The sequence below is a fragment of the Halostagnicola bangensis genome (assembly GCF_054653435.1).
On the sequence record NZ_BAAIGG010000003.1, the window covers coordinates 154,849 to 175,502 of the forward strand.

A 20,654-nucleotide genomic window follows, 5' to 3' on the forward strand; every position below is an offset into this window, starting at 1 on the left:
GATATTCCGGAGTAGTCGACGGACCAGCCTGAATCGACTCGTATTCGTAGACGGAAACCCAAACGAAAGGTGTTCGCCACAACATGACCCAAATTATCGACGGCAACGAGATCGGAGACCGGATCAAGAACGAACTGACGGAGAGCGTAGCCGCGTTATCTGACTCGGGAGTCACCCCGAGTCTCGCGACCGTTCTCATGAGCGACGACGACGCCAGCGAGACGTACGTCTCGATGAAACAGCGGGCGTGTAATGCGGTCGGCGTAAACGGCATTCACATCGAGATCGATGCGGATTCGTCACAGGAGGAGTTGTTCGAACATATCGATACTCTGAATTCGGATCCCGACGTGAACGGCATCCTCGTCCAGATGCCGGTTCCCGACCACGTCGACAAGCAGGCGGTACTTCAGCGGATCGATCCGATGAAAGACGTGGACGGCTTTCATCCGGAAAACGTCGGGCGGCTCGTCTCGGGTACTCCGCGATTCGTTCCGTGCACGCCTCACGGCGTCCAAAAACTCCTGTCGGCGATAGACGTCGATCCGGAAGGGAAAGACGTCGCCATCGTCGGCCGGTCGAATATCGTCGGCAAACCGCTGGCAAACTTACTAACGCAAAAAGGGCCGGGCGGTAACGCGACCGTCACCGTTTGCCACTCACGCACGAGCGACCTCGGCGAGAAAACCCGCGACGCGGATATCGTCGTCGCGGCGACCGGCGTCCCGAACCTCATCGACGGCTCGATGATCTCGGAAGGGGCCGTCGTCATCGATGTCGGCGTCAACCGCGTCGATGCGGCTACCGAGAAGGGGTACGAACTGGTCGGAGACGTCGAATTCGACAGTGCAAAAGAGAAAGCCGGTGCGATTACGCCAGTTCCCGGCGGCGTCGGACCGATGACGATATCGATGCTTCTGTACAATACGGTGAAAGCGACGGGTCTGCAGGAAGGTATCGAAGTCGAGTTGCCGGAGCCGACGCTGTGATCGTTTCTAATCGTCTCCACTCCGGTAGACGCCCCAGTGAGTAGCCGTCCGACGGGACATTTTCTCGTACCGATCGATCACGTCGAACGCTACGACCGTGAAGAAAGAGGGATGCTCCCGTTAGGTCCAATTAAGGAGTCTAAAGCGCACTTGACGGAGACCCCTGTCGAGGGCGAATCCGAGAATCATGATCGCGATCAACGTCGCGTAGACCTGCACCGAATCGAACGTTCGCACGCCCTGGATCTCGATGTGGCCGAGCCCGCCACCGCCCGCGACCATCTCGAAGACGAAGGTGATGATCAGCGAGATTGGGAGCGCGATCTGGATGCCGGAGATAATGCCGGGCGCCGAGGCCGGAACGATCACTCTTCTGAGCAGTTGTCGATCCGACGTTCCCATCATCCGAGCCGACCAGATGAGGTTCTCGTCGACGTCTCGAGTCGCGTTCCGAACGTTGATCGCGACGGGCCAGAAACAGCCGATCGCGACGAGCACGATCTTCGAGAGGTCGCCGGTCCCGAACCAAAACAGGAAGACGGGAACGAGAGCGATGACGGGGACGGGATAGCCGACCTCGATGATGGGATCGAAGAACCAGCTCGCAATTCGGTTGCGAGCGGTCAGCACGCCGACGACGATCCCGAGCGTACAGGCGATCACGAGACCGACGAGGGCCCGTCGAACCGTCAGATAGCCGTGGTAGATGAGCGTCCCGTCGACGGTCATCTCGAAGAACCGAACGAGGATATCCGAAAGCGGCGGGAGGAAGTAGTAGTGAATCATCCCGAGCTGAGTCACGATCTCCCAGATCAGAAGAACGATGATTAACGAATACACCGACTTTCCGGCGTTGACCGCATCGGTACGGTCGAACGAGAGCTTGTTGCTTACGTCCATCGAACCACCTTCTGTTCTAACCACTCGTACCCACGGACCGCGAAGAAAGCGGCCGCCGAAATGATAACGAGGACGGCGAACATGTGCGTGTACGCGCCGACCTCGCTGTAGCGCAGAATTTCGAATCCGACGCCTTCGTTCGAGGCGATGAGTTCCGCACTCACGAGCGCGATGAACGCGATCGGTATCGCCTGTCGAATCCCGGTGAGGATACTCGGTATCGTCGCCGGGATGACCACCTTGAGCGGGATCTTCCAGGACGGCATCCCCATCATCTGTGCGGACCAGATAAGGTTCTGATCGACGTCTCGAGCGGAGTTATAACTGTTCAAGACGATCGGGAGCAAGCAGGCCAGGAAGACGATCAAGACCGCCGTTTCCGTACCGACGCCTAACCAGAGGATCGCGAGCGGAACGAGCGCCGCTTTGGGGATTGGGTAGATCAACGCGAGGAAGACTTCAAAGAAGTCCTCGACGGGATCCGAGCGGGCCATACCGACCCCCAGCAGGACGCCTATCGAGATGCTGAGTGCGAGCCCGACCCCGACGCGGAACAGCGAGATCTGCAGGTGGGGCAACACGTCACCGGAAACGAGCAACTCCCACGTGACGGACGCGACTTCGGACGGCGGGGGGAGGACGACACTGGGAACGAACACGCCGCTGGCGAACTCCCAGAACCCTATGACGATGAACAGCGGGATCCATTCGAGGAGAAACCGAACGGGCCGCTGGATCGACTCGGGCACCGTTTCTTCGACATCGGCTAATCGAAGGTTGGCATAGGACATGGGTTACAGTTGTTTCTCCGGTTGGGTTTCTTCGCGAAGTGACTGCCAAACTTGGTTTTTCATGTCGGTGTACTCGTCGGACATGATGATATCCTCCCGGTCCTGCGATCGGTCGACATCGATTTCGACGGACGTTTTTTTCGTTCCAGGATGGCGAGTCATGATCATCACACGCTCCGAGAGGTAGACCGCTTCCTCCACGTCGTGAGTGATGAAGATGACCGTCTTTTCGAGATCGCGCCAAATGTCGAGAAGGTGATCCTGGAGCAGTTCGCGGAGCGGTTGATCCAGCGCACCGAACGGTTCGTCCATGAGGAGGATCTTCGGATCGTACGCGAGGGTCCGCGCGAGAGCGACCCGCTGTTTCATTCCGCCAGAGAGCTCCTTCGGGTACTTATCCTCGAATCCGTCGAGGTCCATCATATCGATGAATCGCTGCGCTCTCGAGCGGCGTTCCTCCTTGGCGACACCGTTCTGTTCGAGGCCGTACGTGACGTTTTCCATGACGGTGCGCCACGGAAAGAGCGCGTAGTCCTGAAAGACGACGCCTCGGTCGGTCCCTGGTCCGTTGATCGACTGATCGTCGACCGCCATCGTTCCCGACGACGCCTCAAGAAACCCAGCAACGAGATACAAGAGCGTGCTTTTTCCGCACCCGCTGGGACCGACGACACTCAAAAACTCGCCGCTTGGTACCTCTAAGGAGAGGTCGTCGATCGCCTTCGTTCGTTCAGCCCCCGATTCGTATACTTTTTCCAGATTCGAGATTGTGACGTGTCCTTCAACCATTTTTGATTAGGAATGCGACGAAACGCTACTTAACAGTTATCATGCGATACGACCACACTGCATCGATCCCATTACGAGACGAATTCGTTCGTCGCGTGCTCTTCCATATTGACCTCCTCCTCGGTGAGACCGAGGTCGTACATTTCGTCGACGATTCCCTGGAGAGCGTCGAAGTCGATCTCGAAGTCGCGGTAGTAGTCGTTCTCCGTCAGGAAGAACTGGTCGACCGTCTCTTCGGGGATTTCGAAGTGGTCAGCGGCGAGCGAGACGACCTCGTCGCGGTTGTTTTCGATGTAATCGATAACGTCTCGGAAGTCATCCATCCACGCCTGGAGCTCCTCTTCCTTTTCATCGATCGCGTCATTCGTCGCAGTCGTGAACGTGTATGGGTACGGTCGGAGTTCCTCCTGGAACGCGTCTCGGGTCGTAAAGACTTCAGTGAGCCCCTCGCTTCGCGCATCGACGGAATACAGGCCGGGGAAAATCGCCGCATCGAAGATTCCATCTTCGAGCCCCGGAATAAATGTCGGGAACCCCTGCTCGATGAATTCGACGTCTTCCTCGTGGTCGATACCGAGTTGATCGAACATTTTGACGTAGACTGCGTGGACGCCGGTCCCGACCGCGTTAACGGCAACCGTTCCACCCTCCAAATCCTCGGGTTCAGTGATGTCCGAGTCCGGCAGCGAACAGACGTTCACCGCGAAGTAGTCCGGGTGAGCGTCCCACATGTCGATAGCGATCGTCGAGATTCCACCGGGAACGGCGTCGGCGGCAACTGCATTGGGGAAACTCTCCATGGTTAGTAATCCGAGATCAGCTTCGCCGGATGCGAGCGCGTTTACGGTATCGGGCGTACTCGCGTCCTGATGAATCTCGAACTCGTAGTCTTCGCCGACGTGCTCTAACTCGTCTTGGAGTTCGGGAATGTCGAGCAAGGAGCCCAGATTTTCGATTGGGACGACGAAGTTGAATTGAAGCGCCCCTTCATCCGATCCCACGCACCCTGCCAGTCCTGTGAGACCGACAGCTGTTGCGGCTGTACCAGTTTTAAGGAATTGCCTTCTGCTACTAGGTAGCATACATTGGTAGTCATACAGAATTGGTAAAAGTGTTACGGTAACACGCCGCACACATGTTAGTGCATCTATATCTCCCAAAGTTCGACACAGCCAAACCGCGTACTGTGGGAAAATATTACCTGTATAAGAAACCGTTTATCGTTAGTTAGGAGATGGAGAACCGTACAATGGATAACATCCCACAGTCCATCTCTTCCACGTCGGGTGACGTCGGCGTCGACCCGATTTCGCAAGGAGACGTGGATATTGAAACGTACTCCGTGGTAGATCCCGACGGATCGTTCGATTCTGAGCGGGTGCCCGATCTCAGCGACGACGAGTTTCGCGATCTCTATCGATGGATGCTCGTACAGCGTGTGTACGATGATCGTGCGACGAAACTTCAGCGCCGCGGTCAACTTGGAACGATCGCTTCGGGGCGGGGGCAAGAAGCGAGCATCGTCGGGAGCGGATCCGCCCTTTCGCTGGACGATTGGATTTTCCCGTACGGTCGCGAGGCGGCTGCGCTGTTACTGCACGGACTTCCGCTACGGGATCTTCTCATGTATTGGCGCGGCATCGAAGATGCGTCGAGAATGAGGAACGCAAACATCGTTCCGATGTCCATCTCAGTCGGTGCGCACGTCCCGTTCGCAACCGGAAAGGCGTGGGGGATGCAACTCGGGGACGAAGACACCGTCACGTTCACGAACCTCGGCGACGGTGCGACGTCGACCGGCGCGTTTCACGAAGGCATGAACTTAGCCGGCGTTCTCGGCGTTCCCGCGGTGTTTTTCTGTCTGAACAACCAGTACGCTATTTCGCTGTCTTTCGACGAGCAGACGAACGCCGAGACGGTCGCACAGAAGGCACTTGCGTACGGAATCGACAGCATTCGCGTCGACGGCAACGACGTGCTCGCCGTCTACAACGCGGTCTCGACCGCCCGAGAGCGCGCCCTCGAGGGGAACCCGGTTCTGGTCGAAGCGGTCACGTACAGACGGGGCGCACATACCACGAGCGATGACCCGACTCGCTACCGAAGCGACGAGGAGGTCGAAAAATGGAAAGACCGTGATCCGCTCGAGCGGTACCGTTCGTTCCTCGAGGAAACCGGTCGGTGGGACGCGGTCGACGAAGCGGCGATCCGCGAGGAGTTCGGGACGGAGTTCGAGGAGGCCGTCGAGGCCGCAGACGAGTTCGAGGAGCGCGATGTCGAGGAGATATTTGAGTATCTCTACGAAGAAATGCCGCCCGAACTCGAGCGCCAATTAGCAGGATTAGAAGACTTTCTCGAAGAACGGCCCGACGTGTACGACCATATCGAACGCCGACCCAAGGGATAAGAGCCAATATCATGAACGCGACAATTATCGAAGCGGTCAACGACGCATTGCACAAAGAGATGGAAAACGACGACAAGACGGTCGTCTTCGGGCAGGACGTCGCCGAATCTGGCGGCGTCTTCCGAGCCACCGAGGGGCTGTTAGCGGAGTTCGGGTCGGACCGAGTGCTCGACGCACCGCTCTCGGAGATCGCCATCGCCGGAGCCGCGGTTGGATTGGCAACTCACGGCTACCGCCCGGTCGCCGAGATCCAGTTTTCGGGCTTTCTGCCGCCCGCGTTCGACCAGTTGGTCACGAACGCAAGCCGAATCCGCTGGCGAACCCGCGGCGAACTCACCGCACCAATGGTCGTTCGCACGCCCTACGGCGCCGGCGTTCGTGCGCTCGAGCACCACTCCGAAAGCCTCGAAGGAGCGTACGGGCACATCCCCGGCCTGAAACTGGCGATTCCGTCGACCCCGCACGATGCGAAGGGGATGCTCATCAGCGCCATCCGCGATCCCGATCCGGTGTTGTTCATGGAACCCAAACACGTCTATCGCTCGCTCCGAGAAGACGTTCCCGAGGGGACCTACACCGAACCGCTCGGGAAAGCGGCGGTACGCCGGGAAGGAACCGACGTTACCGTCGTCTCTTGGGGATCGATGATGCACAACACGATAGAGGCCGTCGACAACCTCGAGAACGTCGACGCTGAGATCATCGACCTCCGAACGATTTCCCCCTTCGACAGGGAGACCGTCCTCGAATCCGTCCGAAAGACGGGGCGGTGTGTCGTCGTCCACGAAGCGGCCAAGACCGGCGGCTTCGGCGGCGAAGTCATCGCCGCGATCAACGACGACGCGCTCATGTACCTCGAAGCACCGATCAACCGGGTCACCGGGTTCGATATTCCCGTCCCGCTCCTGTCGATGGAAGATTTCTACATCCCGCATCCGCCGCGCATCGAAGAAGCGATCGAAGAAACGATGAGTCACTGACGGTCCTGCAACCGAGTTTTTTTACGACACGGTTCGGTTTCGAACGCTTCGAGACGGTCCACTCAGTTCGACGAGCGGTTCGAATCGGAATCCCCGAACCGAAGGTTATCGATTCAACGTGTGGATAGCCCGGCCACGTGCGTTCTCGGCTGCTTCTACAATCGCCTCCGACAGTGTCGGATGCGCGTGGACGGTCCCCGATATGTCCTCGAGCTTCGCCCCCACTTCGATCGCGAGACCGAGTTCGGCGATCAGTTCAGACGCCTCCGGAGCGACGATCTGTCCACCGAGGACGAAGCCGGTTTCGGAATCGGCGACAACTCGAACGAATCCGACGGATTCACCCATCGACAGCGACCGGCCGTTGGCTCGGAGCGCCATCGTTCCGACGACGGGGTCGAATCCAGAATCGGCGGCCTCCGCTTCGGTCATCCCGACCGTTCCGATTTCGGGGTCCGTAAAGACGGCCGCAGGGATCGCCTGGTGATCGAGCGCCGCGGGTTCTCCCGCGGCGACGCCGGCGGCGACGAGCCCTTCAGCACTGGCCTTGTGGGCCAGCATCGGTTCCCCCGCCACGTCACCCACCGCGAGGACGTGCTCGAGGTCGGTTCGCGCCCGGTCGTCGGTTTCGATGAATCCGCGATCGTTCGTCTCGAGCCCGAGCGCGTCGATCTCGAGGTCCGCGGTGACCGGTTCCCGACCGACTGCGACGAGGACGCGATCCGCGTCGAAAACCGACTCCTCGCCGTCCTCGTCTTCCGCGCGTACCCGCACGCCACCGTCGACCTCGTCCCAATCGGTTGCGCTGACGCCGAAGCGGAAGTCGATACCGAGTTCCTCCGCTCGATCTTTGACGACGCGTGCGATGTCGTCCTCGTAGGTTGGCAGGGCATTCTCGAGCATCTCCACGACAGTCACGGTAGCGCCGGCTTTTGCGAACACGGTCGAAAGTTCCATACCGATGTACCCCGCGCCGACGACGAGGAGCTCGTCCGGGATTTCCTCGGCATCGAGCGCATCCCGGGAAGACCAGATCGAGTCGTCCGCGAAATCGAAGTTGGGGATCGTGAGCGGACGACTCCCTGTCGCGATGATGGCGTGTTCGAACTCAATTGACTCGCTCCCCTGACCTTCGCCGCTGTGGGCGACCCGAACGGCGTCCTCGTCGATGAACGTCGCGGTGCCCTCGACCAACGAGACGCCGTTAGCTTTGCATAATTTTTCGACGCCGCCGGTCAGTTGATCCACGACGTCGTCCTTCCACTCGACGAGCGCTCGCATATCGATCGTCGGATCGGCGTGAACGCCCATCTCTTCGGCGGTCGCCGCGTCGTGTGCGACATCCGTCGCGGATATCATCGCTTTCGAGGGAATACAGCCGTAATTCAGGCACGTCCCGCCGTAGGCGTCCTTTTCGACCAGCGTCGTATCGAGCCCGTGTTGTGCGGCGCGAATCGCCGCCACGTAGCCGCCGGGACCGCCGCCGATTACCAGTACATCCGTCGCCGTCCGCACATCTCCCATCACCATTAGTCTAGTAGTAGCAGTTCAGGATTGTTCAGGTATCGCTTGACCTCGTTCGTAAACTGTGCCGCCTCCGCGCCGTCGACGATCCGGTGATCGACCGACATCGAAATGGGGAGCGTCTCTCGAACGACGAGTTCGCCGTCTTCGACCCACGGCCGCTCTTTCAGCGATCCCATCGCGAGGATCCCCGCCTCGGGATAATTGATAATCGGCGAAACGTACTCGCCGCCGATCGCCCCGACGTTCGTGATCGTAAACGTGCCGCCCTGCATTTCGTCGGGCGCGATCGAACGGGTTCGAGCGCGTTCGGCCTTATCGTCGATCTCTCGAGCCAACTCGATCAAGCTCTTTTGATCCGCATCGTCGATCACGGGTACCATCAGTCCGGCGTCGTTCGCCACGGCGATCCCGATGTTGTACTCGTCGTGGAGAAGAATCTCGTCGTTCTCCTCGTCCAACTCCGCGTTCAACGCCGGGACTTCTTTCAACGCCGCAACCGACGCCTTGATCGCGAACGGCAGGTACGTAAGCGACGCGTCGCGATCCGAGGCTACCTCTTTGAGTCGACTTCGCATTTCGACTAACTCCGACACGTCGACCTCGTCTTGATGGCTGACGTGGGGAGCCGTGTACTTCGAGGTCGACATCTTCTCTCCGATCGTCCGCCGCACTCCAGTGTACGGAATCCGGTCTCCCGGCCGATCGTGGTCGGATTCGACGGCTCGTGATTCTTGCTTTCCGGACGTCGTTCGATCGGCCTCCACGTACTCGTCGACATCGTCAGGGGTGACGAACGGTTCTCCGTCCCGCTGTTCGCTCGCCGGAACCCGATCTATGGCAACGTCTTTCTCGCGAGCGAGTTGTCGGGTCGCCGGCATCGCGAGCGTTCGATCCCGGTCCGCGCTTTCGACGCGTTCGGATGGGGTCGAATCGTGCTCCTCGCGTCCGGTTTCGTGCGCCTCGAACTCACCCTCGGCTTGGGTACTCGCCGTCGGTTTAGTACCCGCTGTCAGTTTGGCACCTGCGGTCGATTCGGTGCCCACCGCTTCGTTCGAGTTTGTGAAGGCGCGTACATCAGACTCGGAGATCCGACCGGCCGAACCGTCCATCCGTCTCCGGACCGCGGAAAGATCCACACCCTGTTCTCGAGCGAGATTTCGGACGCTCGGCGGCGCAAATACGCGTTCGTCCTGAACGGGAACGTCGGTTCCACCGCTTGTCTCGCTTGCCGATTTGGCCGAATCGCCCGTCGGGTCGGAGTCAGCGGACGACGTTTCGGTCGAAACACTCGAGTTACCCGAAGCCGTTTCGGCAGATGAGGATCCCTCAGCGACGGTTCCGTCATCGACTTCGAAAGCGACGAGGACGTCGCCGACCGGTACCGTCTCATCCTCTTTCGCACGAAGTTCGGCAACGACCCCCTCGTACGAAGACGGAATCTCTACCAACGCCTTATCCGTCTCAACTTCGGCAATCGGTTGATCCTTCTCGACGTGGTCGCCGGGTTCGACGAACCACGTGACCAGCTTACCTTCGGCGACGCCTTCGCCGACGTCAGGAAGTTTAAACTCCGCTATAGCCATGCGTGTTAGTACATCATGTACAGGGTGCTATACACTCTTCGGTGACTGATCTTGTTATCGAGATTAGATTTCAGTAATACGACCGAACGGTTCACACGAATTTCGGGGCGGTTGTAGCACAGTTCTCCGTGCGGTCACGCGGCAGGTTTTCTTCTCGCACTGCCATCTTGGTGTGACACTAGCACGAATCGGAACTATCGACCGACTCCACGACGAGATAATAACTCCGAAACGGAGTATCCACTAGTCAACAGTGCTAGTATCGATATAGATTGCCACTATCGAAAGAAATATTCGGCTAGGGAAATTCCGGTCACATGTGATTGGAGAAATCGACCACATCGAGATAGAGGCAAGTAACGCTGAGGAAATGGCCGGATTCCTGAAGAAGCTCGGATACGAAGAGCTTCGAACGACGGAACACCACGGCGAGTCCTTCGAACTCGAACCGGCATCCGGGGACGGTCCGCTCTTCGAAATCCACACCGTCGAAGGCGAAGAGGTCCCAGGAATCAACCACATCGCCTTCGGGGTCGACGATATCGACGAAGTTTCCGAGCAACTCGAGGAGGAAGACATCGATTCGATCGTCGGTCCGTACGACGTTGAAGCGACCGGCCGAACTATTACGAACTTCCGCGACCCCGACGGTCGACGGTTCCAGGTAGTGTCGGACGACGAGTAAAGATGCGAGTGCCGCCGACCGGCGAGTGAGAAGCGTTTCGGCCGGCGAGACAGCGAAAGCGAAGCGCGGACCTTGACAAAACGTCTACCACCCGCGCCTTTTCAAAGCGTTTACCACCCGCGATTCCATTCTCGGAATCGAGACAGTTGGGATCAGACTCCTTCGGACATTTCTACTCGAGAATTGTTCTCGAAAGTCGTTTCATTTAACGGTACCGGGCAGATGATATCTCGCCCGACAGTAGAATGCCGCAGTTCCGATTTAATCGGATCCAGAGAATTGTAAATACACACATAGTAAAATTCGATATTTAGTTTGTGAGATTTATACAGTTCGCCAGGCATATTACAACCATATGTTTGTAAGATATCAGTAGGACGTATTCGACGAGCCTCCATCCGAACATATCGGAAGGGGTAGAAGACGGTTCGTAGCCCGCAGACAGGTACGAACACTAGTTAAACGTTACAGAGCGCCGAGTAACTAAGAGGGGTATAACTGAAGGAAATCTCTAGTTTGGCGATCAGTATGCTTATTGTTACCGCGCAGGTTCTCCACAGCAATGCACGTCGCAATTATCGGCGGAGCGAGTACGATCGGATCGACCTTCGCTTACACAATTATTGCAAATAATCCAAACGCCGACGTCACGATCGTCGAAAAAGCCGAAGATGCCGCGTGGGGGCACGCGACAGATATTACGCATGGTCAGTATCACTTCGCCGATTCTCCGAAGGAGGGCTCGTCCGCTTCCGGAACGATCGAGAGCATCGGAACGGACGAACTCGAGACGTTAGAACCGAATGTGGTAGTGATTACTGCTCGCGCCCCCCTGGAGATCGATCCGAAAGAAGCCGAGAACGGAGACGTACGGAAAAAAGAGCTAGCAGGAAACGTTCCGATCATCGACGATATCGCCACTCAGTTGCGGTCGATCGGTCCGTTGCCCGTGATCGTCGTTACGAACCCGATCGATACGATCACGTACAGACTCTGGGATCGATTGAAGTGGGACCGCGAGCGGTTTCTCGGATTTTCGTTAGCCGAAACGGCAAGAGCCGCGGAGACGATCGCATCGCTGTATGATGTCCACCCGTCCAAGGTGTACTGTCCGACGATGGGCGAACACGGCGATAACGTCGTCCCCATCTTTTCGAAAGCGACGGTAAACGGGGACCGCGTGAGCCTCTCGGGGGAACAACGAGCGGAGATCACGGAACGAGTGCTCGAGATTCCGTTCAAAATCGCAGAGGGTCGCGGAATAGAAGACTCATCGCGATGGGTAACCAGCGCGGGATTGAGTCGCGTACTTAGAAACATGTTCGACGAGACCCTTCAGGATCACCTGTGTCTCTCCGTTCCGGTCGATGGAGAATACGGATTGGAAGACGGATGTCTGAGTATCCCGGTGGAGTTGAACGAGAGCGGGGTGAAACGAACGATAGAGTGGGACCTCTCGAGTTCGGAAGCCCAGAGGGTAGAAACCGCACATAACAATATTCAGACGGATATCAACAGACTCGATACCTTTAACTGAGTGGAATGGGATTTTTGGATACGGTAACTGGAATAGTTTGAGACACAGCGATGTGAGCGACGTTGTCGCCTCCGTTTAGTTACAAGACTGGGGAAGGGGACACCCCTCTATCGATGTGTTCCGAAGACGGAGAACGGCGTTACACCCGGGTTTTAGCAGGCGGTCATGGTTACAGTAGAGTATCGTGAGATATACTACCCGACGCAACGAATCCTCGAGTACTCAATGACGACTACCGAAGACCGAATCCACACGACGCACGTCGGAAGTCTCCCCCGTCCGCCAGAACTGCTCGAGCTTCTCAAAGCGCGCCAGGACGGGGCGAGCGTCGACGAAGACGAGTGGGAGGCGACCGTCACCGACGCCACACGGACCGTCCTCGAACGCCAAGCAGACATCGGCCTCGACGTCGTCAACAACGGCGAGCAGTCTCGAGTCTCGTTCAACTGGTACGTCGCAGACCGACTCAGCGGCATCGAGGGCGAGCGCGAGCAGGAGATATGGGCTGACCTCGAGGATTACCCGGAGTACGCCGAGGAAACGTTCAAGACGGACGTCATCGACCTCTCGATGCAGCCCGTCGTCGTCGACGAAATCGAGTACACCGGCCAGGAGGAGGCCGCCGCCGAATGCGAGGAGTTCCGGGAGGCGCTTACAACCGTCGACGCCGAATACGAGGAGACGTTCATGACCTCAGCGTCGCCGAGCATCGTTACGACCACACACGTCAACGACTACTACGACTCCTACAAGGAGTACCTCTTCGACGTCGCGGACGCAATGGCAGACGAGTACGAACTGGTCGCCGAAACCGGGATGACCATCCAGATCGACGCCCCTGAACTCCTCACCGTCGGCCAGACATCGGCCTTCGCGGACGAACCCATCGAGGATATCAAGAACGCCACGAATCTCCACGTCAAGGCGCTCAACAGGGCTCTCGAAAACGTCCCCGCCGAGCAGGTCCGGCTTCACACCTGCTGGGGGAGTTACGAGGGGCCCCACCATCTCGACGCGAATCTCGTCGACCTCCTGCCGGAGATATACGAAGCCGACATCACGGGATTGCACGTCGAACAGGCCAACCCGCGCCACCAGCACGAATACCGCGCATTCGCCGAACAGCCGGTTCCGGACGGGTGGACCCTAATGCCGGGGGTCGTCGACGTGAAAACGAACATCATCGACCACCCGGAGACGATCGCGGACCGCCTCGAACGGGTCGCCGACGTCGTCGACGATTCGACGCCGATCGTCGCCGCGCCCGACTGCGGCTTCGACACGCAGGCCGGCATCGGCATGGTCAATCCCGAAATAGCGTGGTCGAAACTCGAGGCGCTCGTCGAGGGGAGCGAGATCGCGACCGAGCGTCTCCACTGAGAGAAGGCTGAAGCGGTCGAACGATCGCGATGTAGCGTCTTCTCGAGTGGGACCAGCGTCGTATCGGTTATCGCCTCGCCGTAGCCGATCCGCCTCTCGAGGAACTCCCGTCGGTCATCGGCGATCACGCGGTCACCGTCAGCCCATCGGATCAACCCGGTTACCGCCGCGAACCGTGACTGAGCCGTCGATGGTTCGTCCGTCGACCAGTGGCGTTCATGCTGTGCGGTCCCTACCGTACTGGAGTCGTCGAGCGGTATGAGATTAACCGATACGCCGCACAAGACTCGCTAAGCAGTCTGTGAGTATTGTCTCAAACAAACTCTACGACCTGCTTGTTTCTCAAACTGGTCTAACTAGAAAATAGAGGCTCGAGAGAAGTTATAGTTCCTGATCAGGCAGATCAAACTCCCAATCGACCACCATTCTATAAAAGTCGACATATTGGTTACCTGAAACGTAAGAAGTCGATAATTGCTAATTTGGCTAGGGTTCGCTATCATCACCTCCCACGTAGATTTTCGGCGAACCGGTTCGACTGCGATGACAATGGCGTGTTCCGACCATCAATTGAGAGCGTTACGTACTCGTATCCGTCCGTGTGGTCTTCCTTTAGATAGGGCGAGTTACTCGATTTGGTTCGAGGACTGCTGACTGATTCGGGTTCGAAAAATCAGCTACTTCATACTGATACTCTCCCAGTACCGACAAATTTCTGATAATATATCACTGTCCTTCGCGTTCGATGCTCGTCCTGTATCGAACGCAGCAAACACACGCTCCCGACCAAACACATTGACATCCTCCCCGCCCTGAAGGACGAGGATTCCCGACCGCGTTGGGATATTACGGTTCGCGGTTAGCGACCTGTTCTCGTGGGGCGAAACAGCCCTCACTACGGTCGAACAGGTGAACCGCTGGCTGTGCCAACCAGCCGTTATCCCTATCACCGCCATCCGTGGCGAGACTCGGGAGTACCTTTTGCCGAATATTCTCCGCACCGTTCACATCCGCATTCGCAACCGTCTCACACATCTCACATACGTACAGGCCACGTTCAACGTGCTGATTGTCGTCTGTGTGGTCACACGCCGAGCACGATTTCGACGTATCGCGTTCGGACACCAACTCCACGTCGATACCTTCGGCTTCGGCCTTGTAGTCGAGAAGCGTCGTGAAACGGTCGAGCGCCCACCCATGCAAGTCGAGGTTGCCGTGGTCGCCCCAATTTCTAGACTCACCACTCTCGTCGTCTTCTCGGATGCCACCAAGGTCGCCAACGACAAGTGTGCCAACACCTCGCTCAACGCACTCCTCGACTATCGCTTTCGAGAGTGCGTGCAAGAAGTGTGTCCGACGACCTGTTCGCGTCCGATCAAGACGAGTAGCCTCTCGGGACGAGGAATCGTTGCACTTGGCTTTCTTCTTCGTGAAGTAGTATTCGTCCTCCTTGAGTGCGCCACCCGGATACAACATCGATTCGCCGCCGAACGAGACAGCGGCGAAGTTGCAGATCCCGAGGTCAACACCAGCCACCTCGTCGCCCGGTGGTTTCGGGTCGATGGTGGTGCGACAGACGAATTGAAGTCGCCACTCGTCGCGTTTGTAGACGGCGCGAACCTGTTGGATGTCCCACTCGATCAGGTCAACATCCGGGCGAGTCTGGTATTCACACAGGATGAAGTCTGAACAGTGTTCTTTGAGGTTACGGCCTTTCGAGAGGCGAACGCGGGTGAACTGTGCGTCGTGCTTAAAACCAGCCGCTTTGAACGACACAGTTGAACGCGGGTGGGAGTCTCCGTTTTTGCGGTAGCCGGGCGGTCGGGCACGGTTGTCGCCGTTCCGACGCTTACCGAACCAGCCGTTGAACGCTTCAGCGAGTTCTTCGAGAACGCGCTGACTGGATTGAGAATGTAAGTCCGTGTAGCGTTCATGGCTTTTGAGTTCGGCTTTGAGTTCCCCGTCATCAGGAATCTCGCCCGTTTCGTCCCACTGTTCGTGTGCGTAGTAGCGACCGACGTTCCAGAGTTTTGAGCCAGCCCAACCGAGTTGGTCGGGGTCGTCACGAACCTGTTCTGGTTCGTAATCGTCGCCTCGAACGTTCGGATGGTTCGACCCATTTCTGTATTCATAAGTGGTTATGAACGCTGGTTTGTTAATAGTACCGGTTGGCGTGAAATATCCTGTAATGCTACTGTCGGTCGATTGTGTCATCCAGTGACGGCGCGTATCCCCGCGCTAAAGCGTGAGGTTTTGTGCCTGTTCATCCCATAATCTCTCAATACAGGGACAATTTGTGCCGTTGCCAACTCGTCGGAGCCAGATCACTACTCGTCCGTGGGCTCTCTTTCGGTGCCGGCCCGGTGAGGACCGACTGGCGAAACGTGGCGAACGAACCGTATTCGCGATCGAACCCGCGGGCGACGGCGGCGTCAGTTACGTCACCTCGCGTATCGCGTCGGTCAGCTCCGGAATGACCTCGTGAAGGTCGCCGATCACGGCGTAGTCGGCTTTCTGGACGATAGCAGCCTCCGAGTCGGTGTTGATCGCGAGGATCTTGTCGGCACCCTTGCATCCGACCATGTGCTGGACTGCGCCGCTGATCCCACAGGCGATGTAGATGTCGGGACTGATCTGTGCGCCGGTTAGCCCGATCTGATCGTCGTGGGGCCGCCAGCCCTCGTTGATCGCGGCCCGCGAAGCACCGACCGTTCCGCCGAGCAGATCGGCCAACTCCTCGAGTTTGTCGTAGTCCTCCGGGCCACCGACGCCGCGGCCACCGCCGACCACGACACGGGCTTCGCCCAGGGGAATTCCCTCCTCGTCTGCCGTCTCGACTCGCTCGACGCGGACCCGGAGATGGGCGTCGTCGAGCGACGGCGTGAACTCGTTGACCGTCGGCTCGGTCGTCGACGCGGCCTCCTCGATCGGGTATTCGTGCTCGGCAGCGGTCACCAGCTTCGTCTCACCCTCGAGGCGGGCGTGCTCGACGAGGCTACCGCCCCAGCGGTCACGGCGCACCTCGTAGCTCTCTCCCGCCCCGGTGACGTCGACACAGTTGGTCGCCATCGGGGCGTCGAGCGTGGCGCCGGCGTGGGCCAGCACTTCGTGCCCGCGATCCGTCCCGGCGGCCGCGACCGTGCTCGCGCCCAGTTCCGAGACGAGCTGGGCAACGCTTTCACCCCACCCCTCCGGTGCGTAGCCCTCGAGGCGGTCGTGAGTGACGTGGTACATTTCTTCGACGCCGTACGGGCCGAGCTCGTCTTTCAGGGCGGCCCCCTCGTCACCGAAGACGACGGCACAAAGCGCCGCCTCTTCGTCCGTAGCGAGCTCGCGGGCCATGGTAAGCATCTCGAGGGAGGTCTCTTCGGGAACGCCGCTTTCGTGTTCGACGAATCCGAGGATCATAGTACTTCGATCTCCGACTCGAGTAGTTCGACGATCTCCGGGACAGCATCGGTCCCCTCGCCGAGAACCGTGGCGTCGGAGTCGTCCGCTTCGGGAGCCTCCAGGCGGGTTTTCTCGAACGTGCCCGGAGCCTCCGTCCGATCGGGCTCGAGGCGGCCGACCTCCTGGCGACGCGCCTGCATCTTGGCGCGCATCGAGGCGTATCGGGGCTCGTTGATCCCTTCTTTTACCGAGACGACCGCCGGCAGGTCGATCTCGTACACTTCCTCGCCGCCGCCGATCTCGCGTTTCGCGGTCGCCACGCCGTCCTCGACCTCGAGTGATTTGATCCCCGTCACGCAGGGGAGATCGAGTTCGGTCGCGACGCGGACGCCGACCTGGTAGTTGGCCATATCGGCCGACTCGTTCCCGAACAGCAGCAGGTCGAACTCGGCGTCGTCGTCGGGCAGGTCGCGAATGGCGGTCGCGATGGCCGACGCGGTCGCCCGGGGGCCCCACTCCTCGCCGTCAGTCTCGAGCAGCGTCGCCTCGTCGGCCCGCATGGCAAGTCCCGTCCGGAGCTGTTCGGTCGCTTCCTCCGGGCCGAGCGTGAGGACGTGCGTCGAACCGCCGTGAGTTTCGACTTGCTGGATGGCTTCCTCGACGGCACACTCCTCGTGCGGGCTCATGGTAAACCCGAGATTACTCGTATCGATCCGTTGGTTGTCGTCCGTTAGTACGATCTTTGCACCGGTGTTCGGTACCCGTTTGATACAGGCTAGTACGTTCATTGTGTGGATGGGAGGCCGCAGACGGCCTCGATGTGGTTCGCGTGCTGTGCTAGCTGCGGATCCGTTCGTTCTCCGGATCGAACAGCGGCTCGCTCCCGACGACCTCGACGGTCACGGGGTACTGCTCGCCCATGTACTCGACGTGCAGTCCCTGCCCCTCGTCGGCGTACTCCGGCGGGAGGTACGCCATCAGCAGGTGTTTGCCGACGCTCGGACCGGTTCCCGCGCTCGTGACGTAGGACTCCCGGCCCTCCTCGTCGACGATCACGTCGCCGTCCTCGTTCAGTACCGGCTCGTTACCGAGCATGAACCGGCGTTCGCCGTCGGACGACGTGTGATCGGCCACCGAGAGGGTACAGAGCGTGGCTGCGTTGTCTTCCTCGAGCGCCTCGGCGTAGGCTTCCTTCCCGATGAAGTCGGCGTCCTTGACGCCGTGGAACGTAAGTCCGGCCTCCGCCGGGGTGTACTCGAGTTCGAGTTCGTGGCCGTGGAGGCGGTACCCCTTCTCCATGCGGCCGGTCGTTCCGTAGACACCCATGCCGACGGGCCGGATGTCGTACTCCTCGCCGGCCTCGGCGATGATATCCCAGAGGCGCTGGCCCTGGCCCATCGACGTGTATATCTCCCAGCCCCGTTCGCCGACGTAGGAGAGACGCATCGCCCAGCAGTCGACCTCGCCGATGGTGAGTTCCTGTGCGGTGTATGGCGGGAACGCTTCGTGGGATACGTCCTCATCGGCCACGCTATCGACGACCGCACGGGCGTCGGGGCCCCAGACGCCGAGCGTGCACAGCGACTCGGAGCGGTCGATCAGCGTCACGTCCTCGTCCGTGCCGATGTGATCCCCGAACCATGCGCGGTCGCCGCCGGCCGCCGCCCCGCCGGTGATGACCCGGTAGTGTTCGGGACCGAGCCGGGCGATCGTCAGGTCCGAGACGAAGCCGCCGTTCTCGGCGAGAATCGGCGTATAGACCGTCTTTCCGACGTCGACGTCGGTCCGGCCGACGGCCATCCGTTCCATGTAGTCGACGACGTCCGAACCCACGAAGTCGAACTTGCCAAAGCCCATGTCCCCGACCATGGCGACGTTGTCCCGCATGTGCAGATGTTCGGCCAGGATGATCGGCGACCACCACCGAGAGTCCCATTCGTTGGGCCGTTTCAGCCCCTCGAGGTCGTCGTAGCGCTCGAGGAGATCTTCGTTGGACTCGAACCACTGCGGCCGTTCCCAGCCGGCGGCTTCGAAGAACCGCGCGTCGAGGGCGTCCTGCCGGTCGTAGAACGGGCTGGTCCGCAGCGGTCGGGAACTCTGCCACTGTTCGGCCGGGTGAACGATGCCGTAGATCTTCTGGAACCCCTCGTGGGCGCGGTTCTCGACAAATTTCCTGGAGGTTCCGTACTCGTAGAACCGGTTGACGTCCGAGCCGTGGAGGTCGATGTCCGACCAGCCCCGCGTCATCCACTGAGCGACGGCCTCGCCGATCGCGGGCGCTTCCTTGATCCAGACCGCGGCACACGACCACAGCCCCTCGACGTCCTGGATCGGACCCAGCAGCGGCATTCCGTCCGGGGTGACCGACAGCAACCCGTCGATCTCGTGGCGGATTCCGGCCTCGGGATCGTCGAGCAGTTCCGGAACGATCTCGAGCGCATCGGCCATCGACTGCTCGAACGCGTCGTCGGTCAGCGGCGGCTGTGTCGGCGACAGCGGCGCCTCGTCGATCGAGGGGATGTCCTCGACGTCCCAGAGGATCGGCCGGTGCTGGTAAGAGCCGACCTCGAGGTCGTTACCGTGCTGGCGCTCGTACATCTGGGTGTCCATGTCCCGCACGACGGGGAAGGAGATTTCGCCCTCGTAGTCTTCGAAGAACGAGATCGGTCCGACGCTGACCATCTGGTGGACTGCTGGGGTCAGGGGGATCTCGGCGCCGGCCATCTCGGCGATCTTGGGGCTCCACAGCCCCGCGGCGATCACGACCTCGCCGGCCTCGACCGTCCCGCGGTCAGTTTCGACGGCCTGGATCGCTCCGTTCTCGACGTGCAGATCGAGCACCTCGGTGTTCGGCGAGAGCGTCAGACCGCCCTCCATCGCATCGTCCGCCCGCGCCCGCATGACCTCGCCAGCGCGGAGCGGATCGCAGGTTCCGGCACCCTCGCTGTAGAAGCCGCCCTTGATGATGTCCGTATTGACGTACGGCACCATCTCTTCGATCTCCTCGACGGTGAGCAGTCGCCCGGCTTCGCCCCACGATTTGGCCGACTGGACGCGTCGCTCGAGTTCGTCCATCCGCTCGTCGGTCCGGGCCACCTCGATCCCGCCGCTGTTCGTGAACGTGTCCATGTCGTCGTACTGTTCGATGCTCCGGCGAGTGAGGTGGGTCATCTCCTTCGAGTGCTCGACCGGCATCAGGAAGTTTGACGCGTGACCGGTCGAGCCACCCGGATCGGGGAGCGGCCCCTTGTCCATCAACAGGATATCGTCCCGACCCTGTTCTGCGAGGTGATAGGTGAGACTGTTCCCGACGATGCCCGTCCCGATAATGACTGTGTCCGCACTCGACGGGAAGTCGCTGTCGCTCATCGTCGGTCGATACCTCCGTCACGTAGCCGTCCGTTCCTCGAGTCGATCCCTACTCTCGAGTTGGTACCGTACAGTAACATCTTCGCTCATTTGGTACTACCTCACAGGGTATTAAGCGTCCGCAAACCTGACACCGAACAGATACAACGAGCGATTCGAACGCCGATCGATGGTGACAGGCAGTTCGCGAACCGGCCCGTAACAGCCCCGAGCTCCAGTCGAGCAGCGTCCGAGGCGACTCACAAGACATTCACAACGTGTCCCTCATTCTAGAGGTTGTGCCGTTCGACCGATGATTCTGTGGTCGGGCCAGGACGAACGGCACGG

General features: G+C 59.5%; 15 protein-coding genes and 1 pseudogene. 6 read left to right on the forward strand and 10 right to left on the reverse strand.

What is annotated here, in order from left to right; genetic code table 11:
• Nucleotides 1-83: 83 nt before the first annotated feature.
• On the forward strand, nucleotides 84-989 hold the full coding sequence (locus ACYQ14_RS18725) for a tetrahydrofolate dehydrogenase/cyclohydrolase catalytic domain-containing protein (protein ID WP_459890366.1): 906 nt from the start codon (nucleotides 84-86) through the stop codon (nucleotides 987-989).
• A 120-nt stretch (nucleotides 990-1,109) separates the two neighbouring features.
• On the opposite strand, the gene ACYQ14_RS18730 is transcribed toward ACYQ14_RS18725, so the two are convergent.
• The 4 genes from ACYQ14_RS18730 to ACYQ14_RS18745 all read right to left on the reverse strand — a co-directional run bounded on the left by ACYQ14_RS18730 (nucleotide 1,110) and on the right by ACYQ14_RS18745 (nucleotide 4,551).
• Nucleotides 1,110-1,889: an ABC transporter permease gene (locus ACYQ14_RS18730; RefSeq protein ID WP_459890368.1), complete on the reverse strand. Its 780-nt coding sequence runs from the start codon at nucleotides 1,887-1,889 to the stop codon at nucleotides 1,110-1,112.
• Nucleotides 1,880-2,680, reverse strand: coding sequence for an ABC transporter permease (locus tag ACYQ14_RS18735; protein ID WP_283838611.1), 801 nt, complete (start codon nucleotides 2,678-2,680; stop codon nucleotides 1,880-1,882). The genes ACYQ14_RS18730 and ACYQ14_RS18735 overlap by 10 nt, the downstream gene beginning before the upstream one ends.
• Nucleotides 2,681-2,683: 3 nt before the next feature.
• Nucleotides 2,684-3,469 carry an ABC transporter ATP-binding protein gene (locus ACYQ14_RS18740; RefSeq protein ID WP_459890370.1) on the reverse strand — a complete coding sequence of 262 codons (786 nt, stop codon included), beginning with the start codon at nucleotides 3,467-3,469 and terminating at the stop codon, nucleotides 2,684-2,686.
• A 71-nt stretch (nucleotides 3,470-3,540) separates the two neighbouring features.
• Complete coding sequence (locus tag ACYQ14_RS18745; protein WP_459890372.1) at nucleotides 3,541-4,551, reverse strand: ABC transporter substrate-binding protein; 1,011 nt, start codon at nucleotides 4,549-4,551, stop codon at nucleotides 3,541-3,543.
• A 167-nt stretch (nucleotides 4,552-4,718) separates the two neighbouring features.
• Here ACYQ14_RS18745 and ACYQ14_RS18750 point away from each other — a divergent pair, with 167 nt between their 5' ends.
• Entirely contained in the window at nucleotides 4,719-5,876 is a 1,158-nt protein-coding gene (locus tag ACYQ14_RS18750; protein ID WP_459890374.1) for a thiamine pyrophosphate-dependent dehydrogenase E1 component subunit alpha, read from the forward strand.
• An 11-nt stretch (nucleotides 5,877-5,887) separates the two neighbouring features.
• Complete coding sequence (locus ACYQ14_RS18755) at nucleotides 5,888-6,856, forward strand: alpha-ketoacid dehydrogenase subunit beta (protein ID WP_459890376.1); 969 nt, start codon at nucleotides 5,888-5,890, stop codon at nucleotides 6,854-6,856.
• A gap of 105 nt (nucleotides 6,857-6,961) precedes the next feature.
• On the opposite strand, the gene lpdA is transcribed toward ACYQ14_RS18755, so the two are convergent.
• Both lpdA and ACYQ14_RS18765 read right to left on the reverse strand, forming a co-directional pair.
• The gene (gene lpdA, locus ACYQ14_RS18760) at nucleotides 6,962-8,386 is read right to left on the reverse strand and encodes a dihydrolipoyl dehydrogenase (protein WP_459890378.1); all 1,425 of its coding nucleotides are present in this window, start codon (nucleotides 8,384-8,386) and stop codon (nucleotides 6,962-6,964) included.
• Nucleotides 8,386-9,966, reverse strand: coding sequence for a dihydrolipoamide acetyltransferase family protein (locus ACYQ14_RS18765; RefSeq protein WP_459890380.1), 1,581 nt, complete (start codon nucleotides 9,964-9,966; stop codon nucleotides 8,386-8,388). Before ACYQ14_RS18765 ends, lpdA begins: the two co-directional genes overlap by 1 nt.
• 319 nt (nucleotides 9,967-10,285) lie before the next feature.
• Here ACYQ14_RS18765 and ACYQ14_RS18770 point away from each other — a divergent pair, with 319 nt between their 5' ends.
• From ACYQ14_RS18770 to ACYQ14_RS18780, 3 genes are all read left to right on the forward strand, one after another.
• Complete coding sequence (locus ACYQ14_RS18770; RefSeq protein WP_459890382.1) at nucleotides 10,286-10,651, forward strand: VOC family protein; 366 nt, start codon at nucleotides 10,286-10,288, stop codon at nucleotides 10,649-10,651.
• Between the two features lie 562 nt (nucleotides 10,652-11,213).
• A complete protein-coding gene (locus ACYQ14_RS18775) occupies nucleotides 11,214-12,188 on the forward strand; it encodes a malate dehydrogenase (protein ID WP_459890384.1) in 975 nt (324 codons plus the stop codon).
• 225 nt (nucleotides 12,189-12,413) lie between these two features.
• Nucleotides 12,414-13,568: a methionine synthase gene (locus tag ACYQ14_RS18780; RefSeq protein WP_459890386.1), complete on the forward strand. Its 1,155-nt coding sequence runs from the start codon at nucleotides 12,414-12,416 to the stop codon at nucleotides 13,566-13,568.
• Between the two features lie 846 nt (nucleotides 13,569-14,414).
• On the opposite strand, the pseudogene ACYQ14_RS18785 reads toward ACYQ14_RS18780, so the two are convergent.
• The 4 genes and pseudogenes from ACYQ14_RS18785 to ACYQ14_RS18800 form a co-directional block, all read right to left on the reverse strand.
• Nucleotides 14,415-15,688 (reverse strand): annotated as a pseudogene (locus ACYQ14_RS18785) (RNA-guided endonuclease InsQ/TnpB family protein).
• 316 nt (nucleotides 15,689-16,004) lie between these two features.
• Nucleotides 16,005-16,976, reverse strand: coding sequence for an electron transfer flavoprotein subunit alpha/FixB family protein (locus ACYQ14_RS18790; RefSeq protein WP_459890388.1), 972 nt, complete (start codon nucleotides 16,974-16,976; stop codon nucleotides 16,005-16,007).
• Nucleotides 16,973-17,746, reverse strand: a complete 774-nt coding sequence (locus tag ACYQ14_RS18795; RefSeq protein WP_459890390.1) for an electron transfer flavoprotein subunit beta/FixA family protein — start codon at nucleotides 17,744-17,746, stop codon at nucleotides 16,973-16,975. Before ACYQ14_RS18795 ends, ACYQ14_RS18790 begins: the two co-directional genes overlap by 4 nt.
• Nucleotides 17,747-17,795: 49 nt before the next feature.
• Complete coding sequence (locus tag ACYQ14_RS18800; protein WP_459890392.1) at nucleotides 17,796-20,327, reverse strand: GcvT family protein; 2,532 nt, start codon at nucleotides 20,325-20,327, stop codon at nucleotides 17,796-17,798.
• Nucleotides 20,328-20,654: the final 327 nt, after the last annotated feature.

What these genes read in the sequence shown, in the direction of transcription:
- ACYQ14_RS18725 (WP_459890366.1), top strand. Translation starts at nt 84, where the DNA reads ATGACCCAAATTATCGACGGCAACGAGATCGGAGACCGGATCAAGAAC.
- ACYQ14_RS18730 (WP_459890368.1), bottom strand. Translation starts at nt 1,889, where the DNA reads ATGGACGTAAGCAACAAGCTCTCGTTCGACCGTACCGATGCGGTCAAC.
- ACYQ14_RS18735 (WP_283838611.1), bottom strand. Translation starts at nt 2,680, where the DNA reads ATGTCCTATGCCAACCTTCGATTAGCCGATGTCGAAGAAACGGTGCCC.
- ACYQ14_RS18740 (WP_459890370.1), bottom strand. Translation starts at nt 3,469, where the DNA reads ATGGTTGAAGGACACGTCACAATCTCGAATCTGGAAAAAGTATACGAA.
- ACYQ14_RS18745 (WP_459890372.1), bottom strand. Translation starts at nt 4,551, where the DNA reads ATGCTACCTAGTAGCAGAAGGCAATTCCTTAAAACTGGTACAGCCGCA.
- ACYQ14_RS18750 (WP_459890374.1), top strand. Translation starts at nt 4,719, where the DNA reads ATGGATAACATCCCACAGTCCATCTCTTCCACGTCGGGTGACGTCGGC.
- ACYQ14_RS18755 (WP_459890376.1), top strand. Translation starts at nt 5,888, where the DNA reads ATGAACGCGACAATTATCGAAGCGGTCAACGACGCATTGCACAAAGAG.
- lpdA (WP_459890378.1), bottom strand. Translation starts at nt 8,386, where the DNA reads ATGGTGATGGGAGATGTGCGGACGGCGACGGATGTACTGGTAATCGGC.
- ACYQ14_RS18765 (WP_459890380.1), bottom strand. Translation starts at nt 9,966, where the DNA reads ATGGCTATAGCGGAGTTTAAACTTCCTGACGTCGGCGAAGGCGTCGCC.
- ACYQ14_RS18775 (WP_459890384.1), top strand. Translation starts at nt 11,214, where the DNA reads ATGCACGTCGCAATTATCGGCGGAGCGAGTACGATCGGATCGACCTTC.
- ACYQ14_RS18780 (WP_459890386.1), top strand. Translation starts at nt 12,414, where the DNA reads ATGACGACTACCGAAGACCGAATCCACACGACGCACGTCGGAAGTCTC.
- ACYQ14_RS18790 (WP_459890388.1), bottom strand. Translation starts at nt 16,976, where the DNA reads ATGATCCTCGGATTCGTCGAACACGAAAGCGGCGTTCCCGAAGAGACC.
- ACYQ14_RS18795 (WP_459890390.1), bottom strand. Translation starts at nt 17,746, where the DNA reads ATGAACGTACTAGCCTGTATCAAACGGGTACCGAACACCGGTGCAAAG.
- ACYQ14_RS18800 (WP_459890392.1), bottom strand. Translation starts at nt 20,327, where the DNA reads ATGAGCGACAGCGACTTCCCGTCGAGTGCGGACACAGTCATTATCGGG.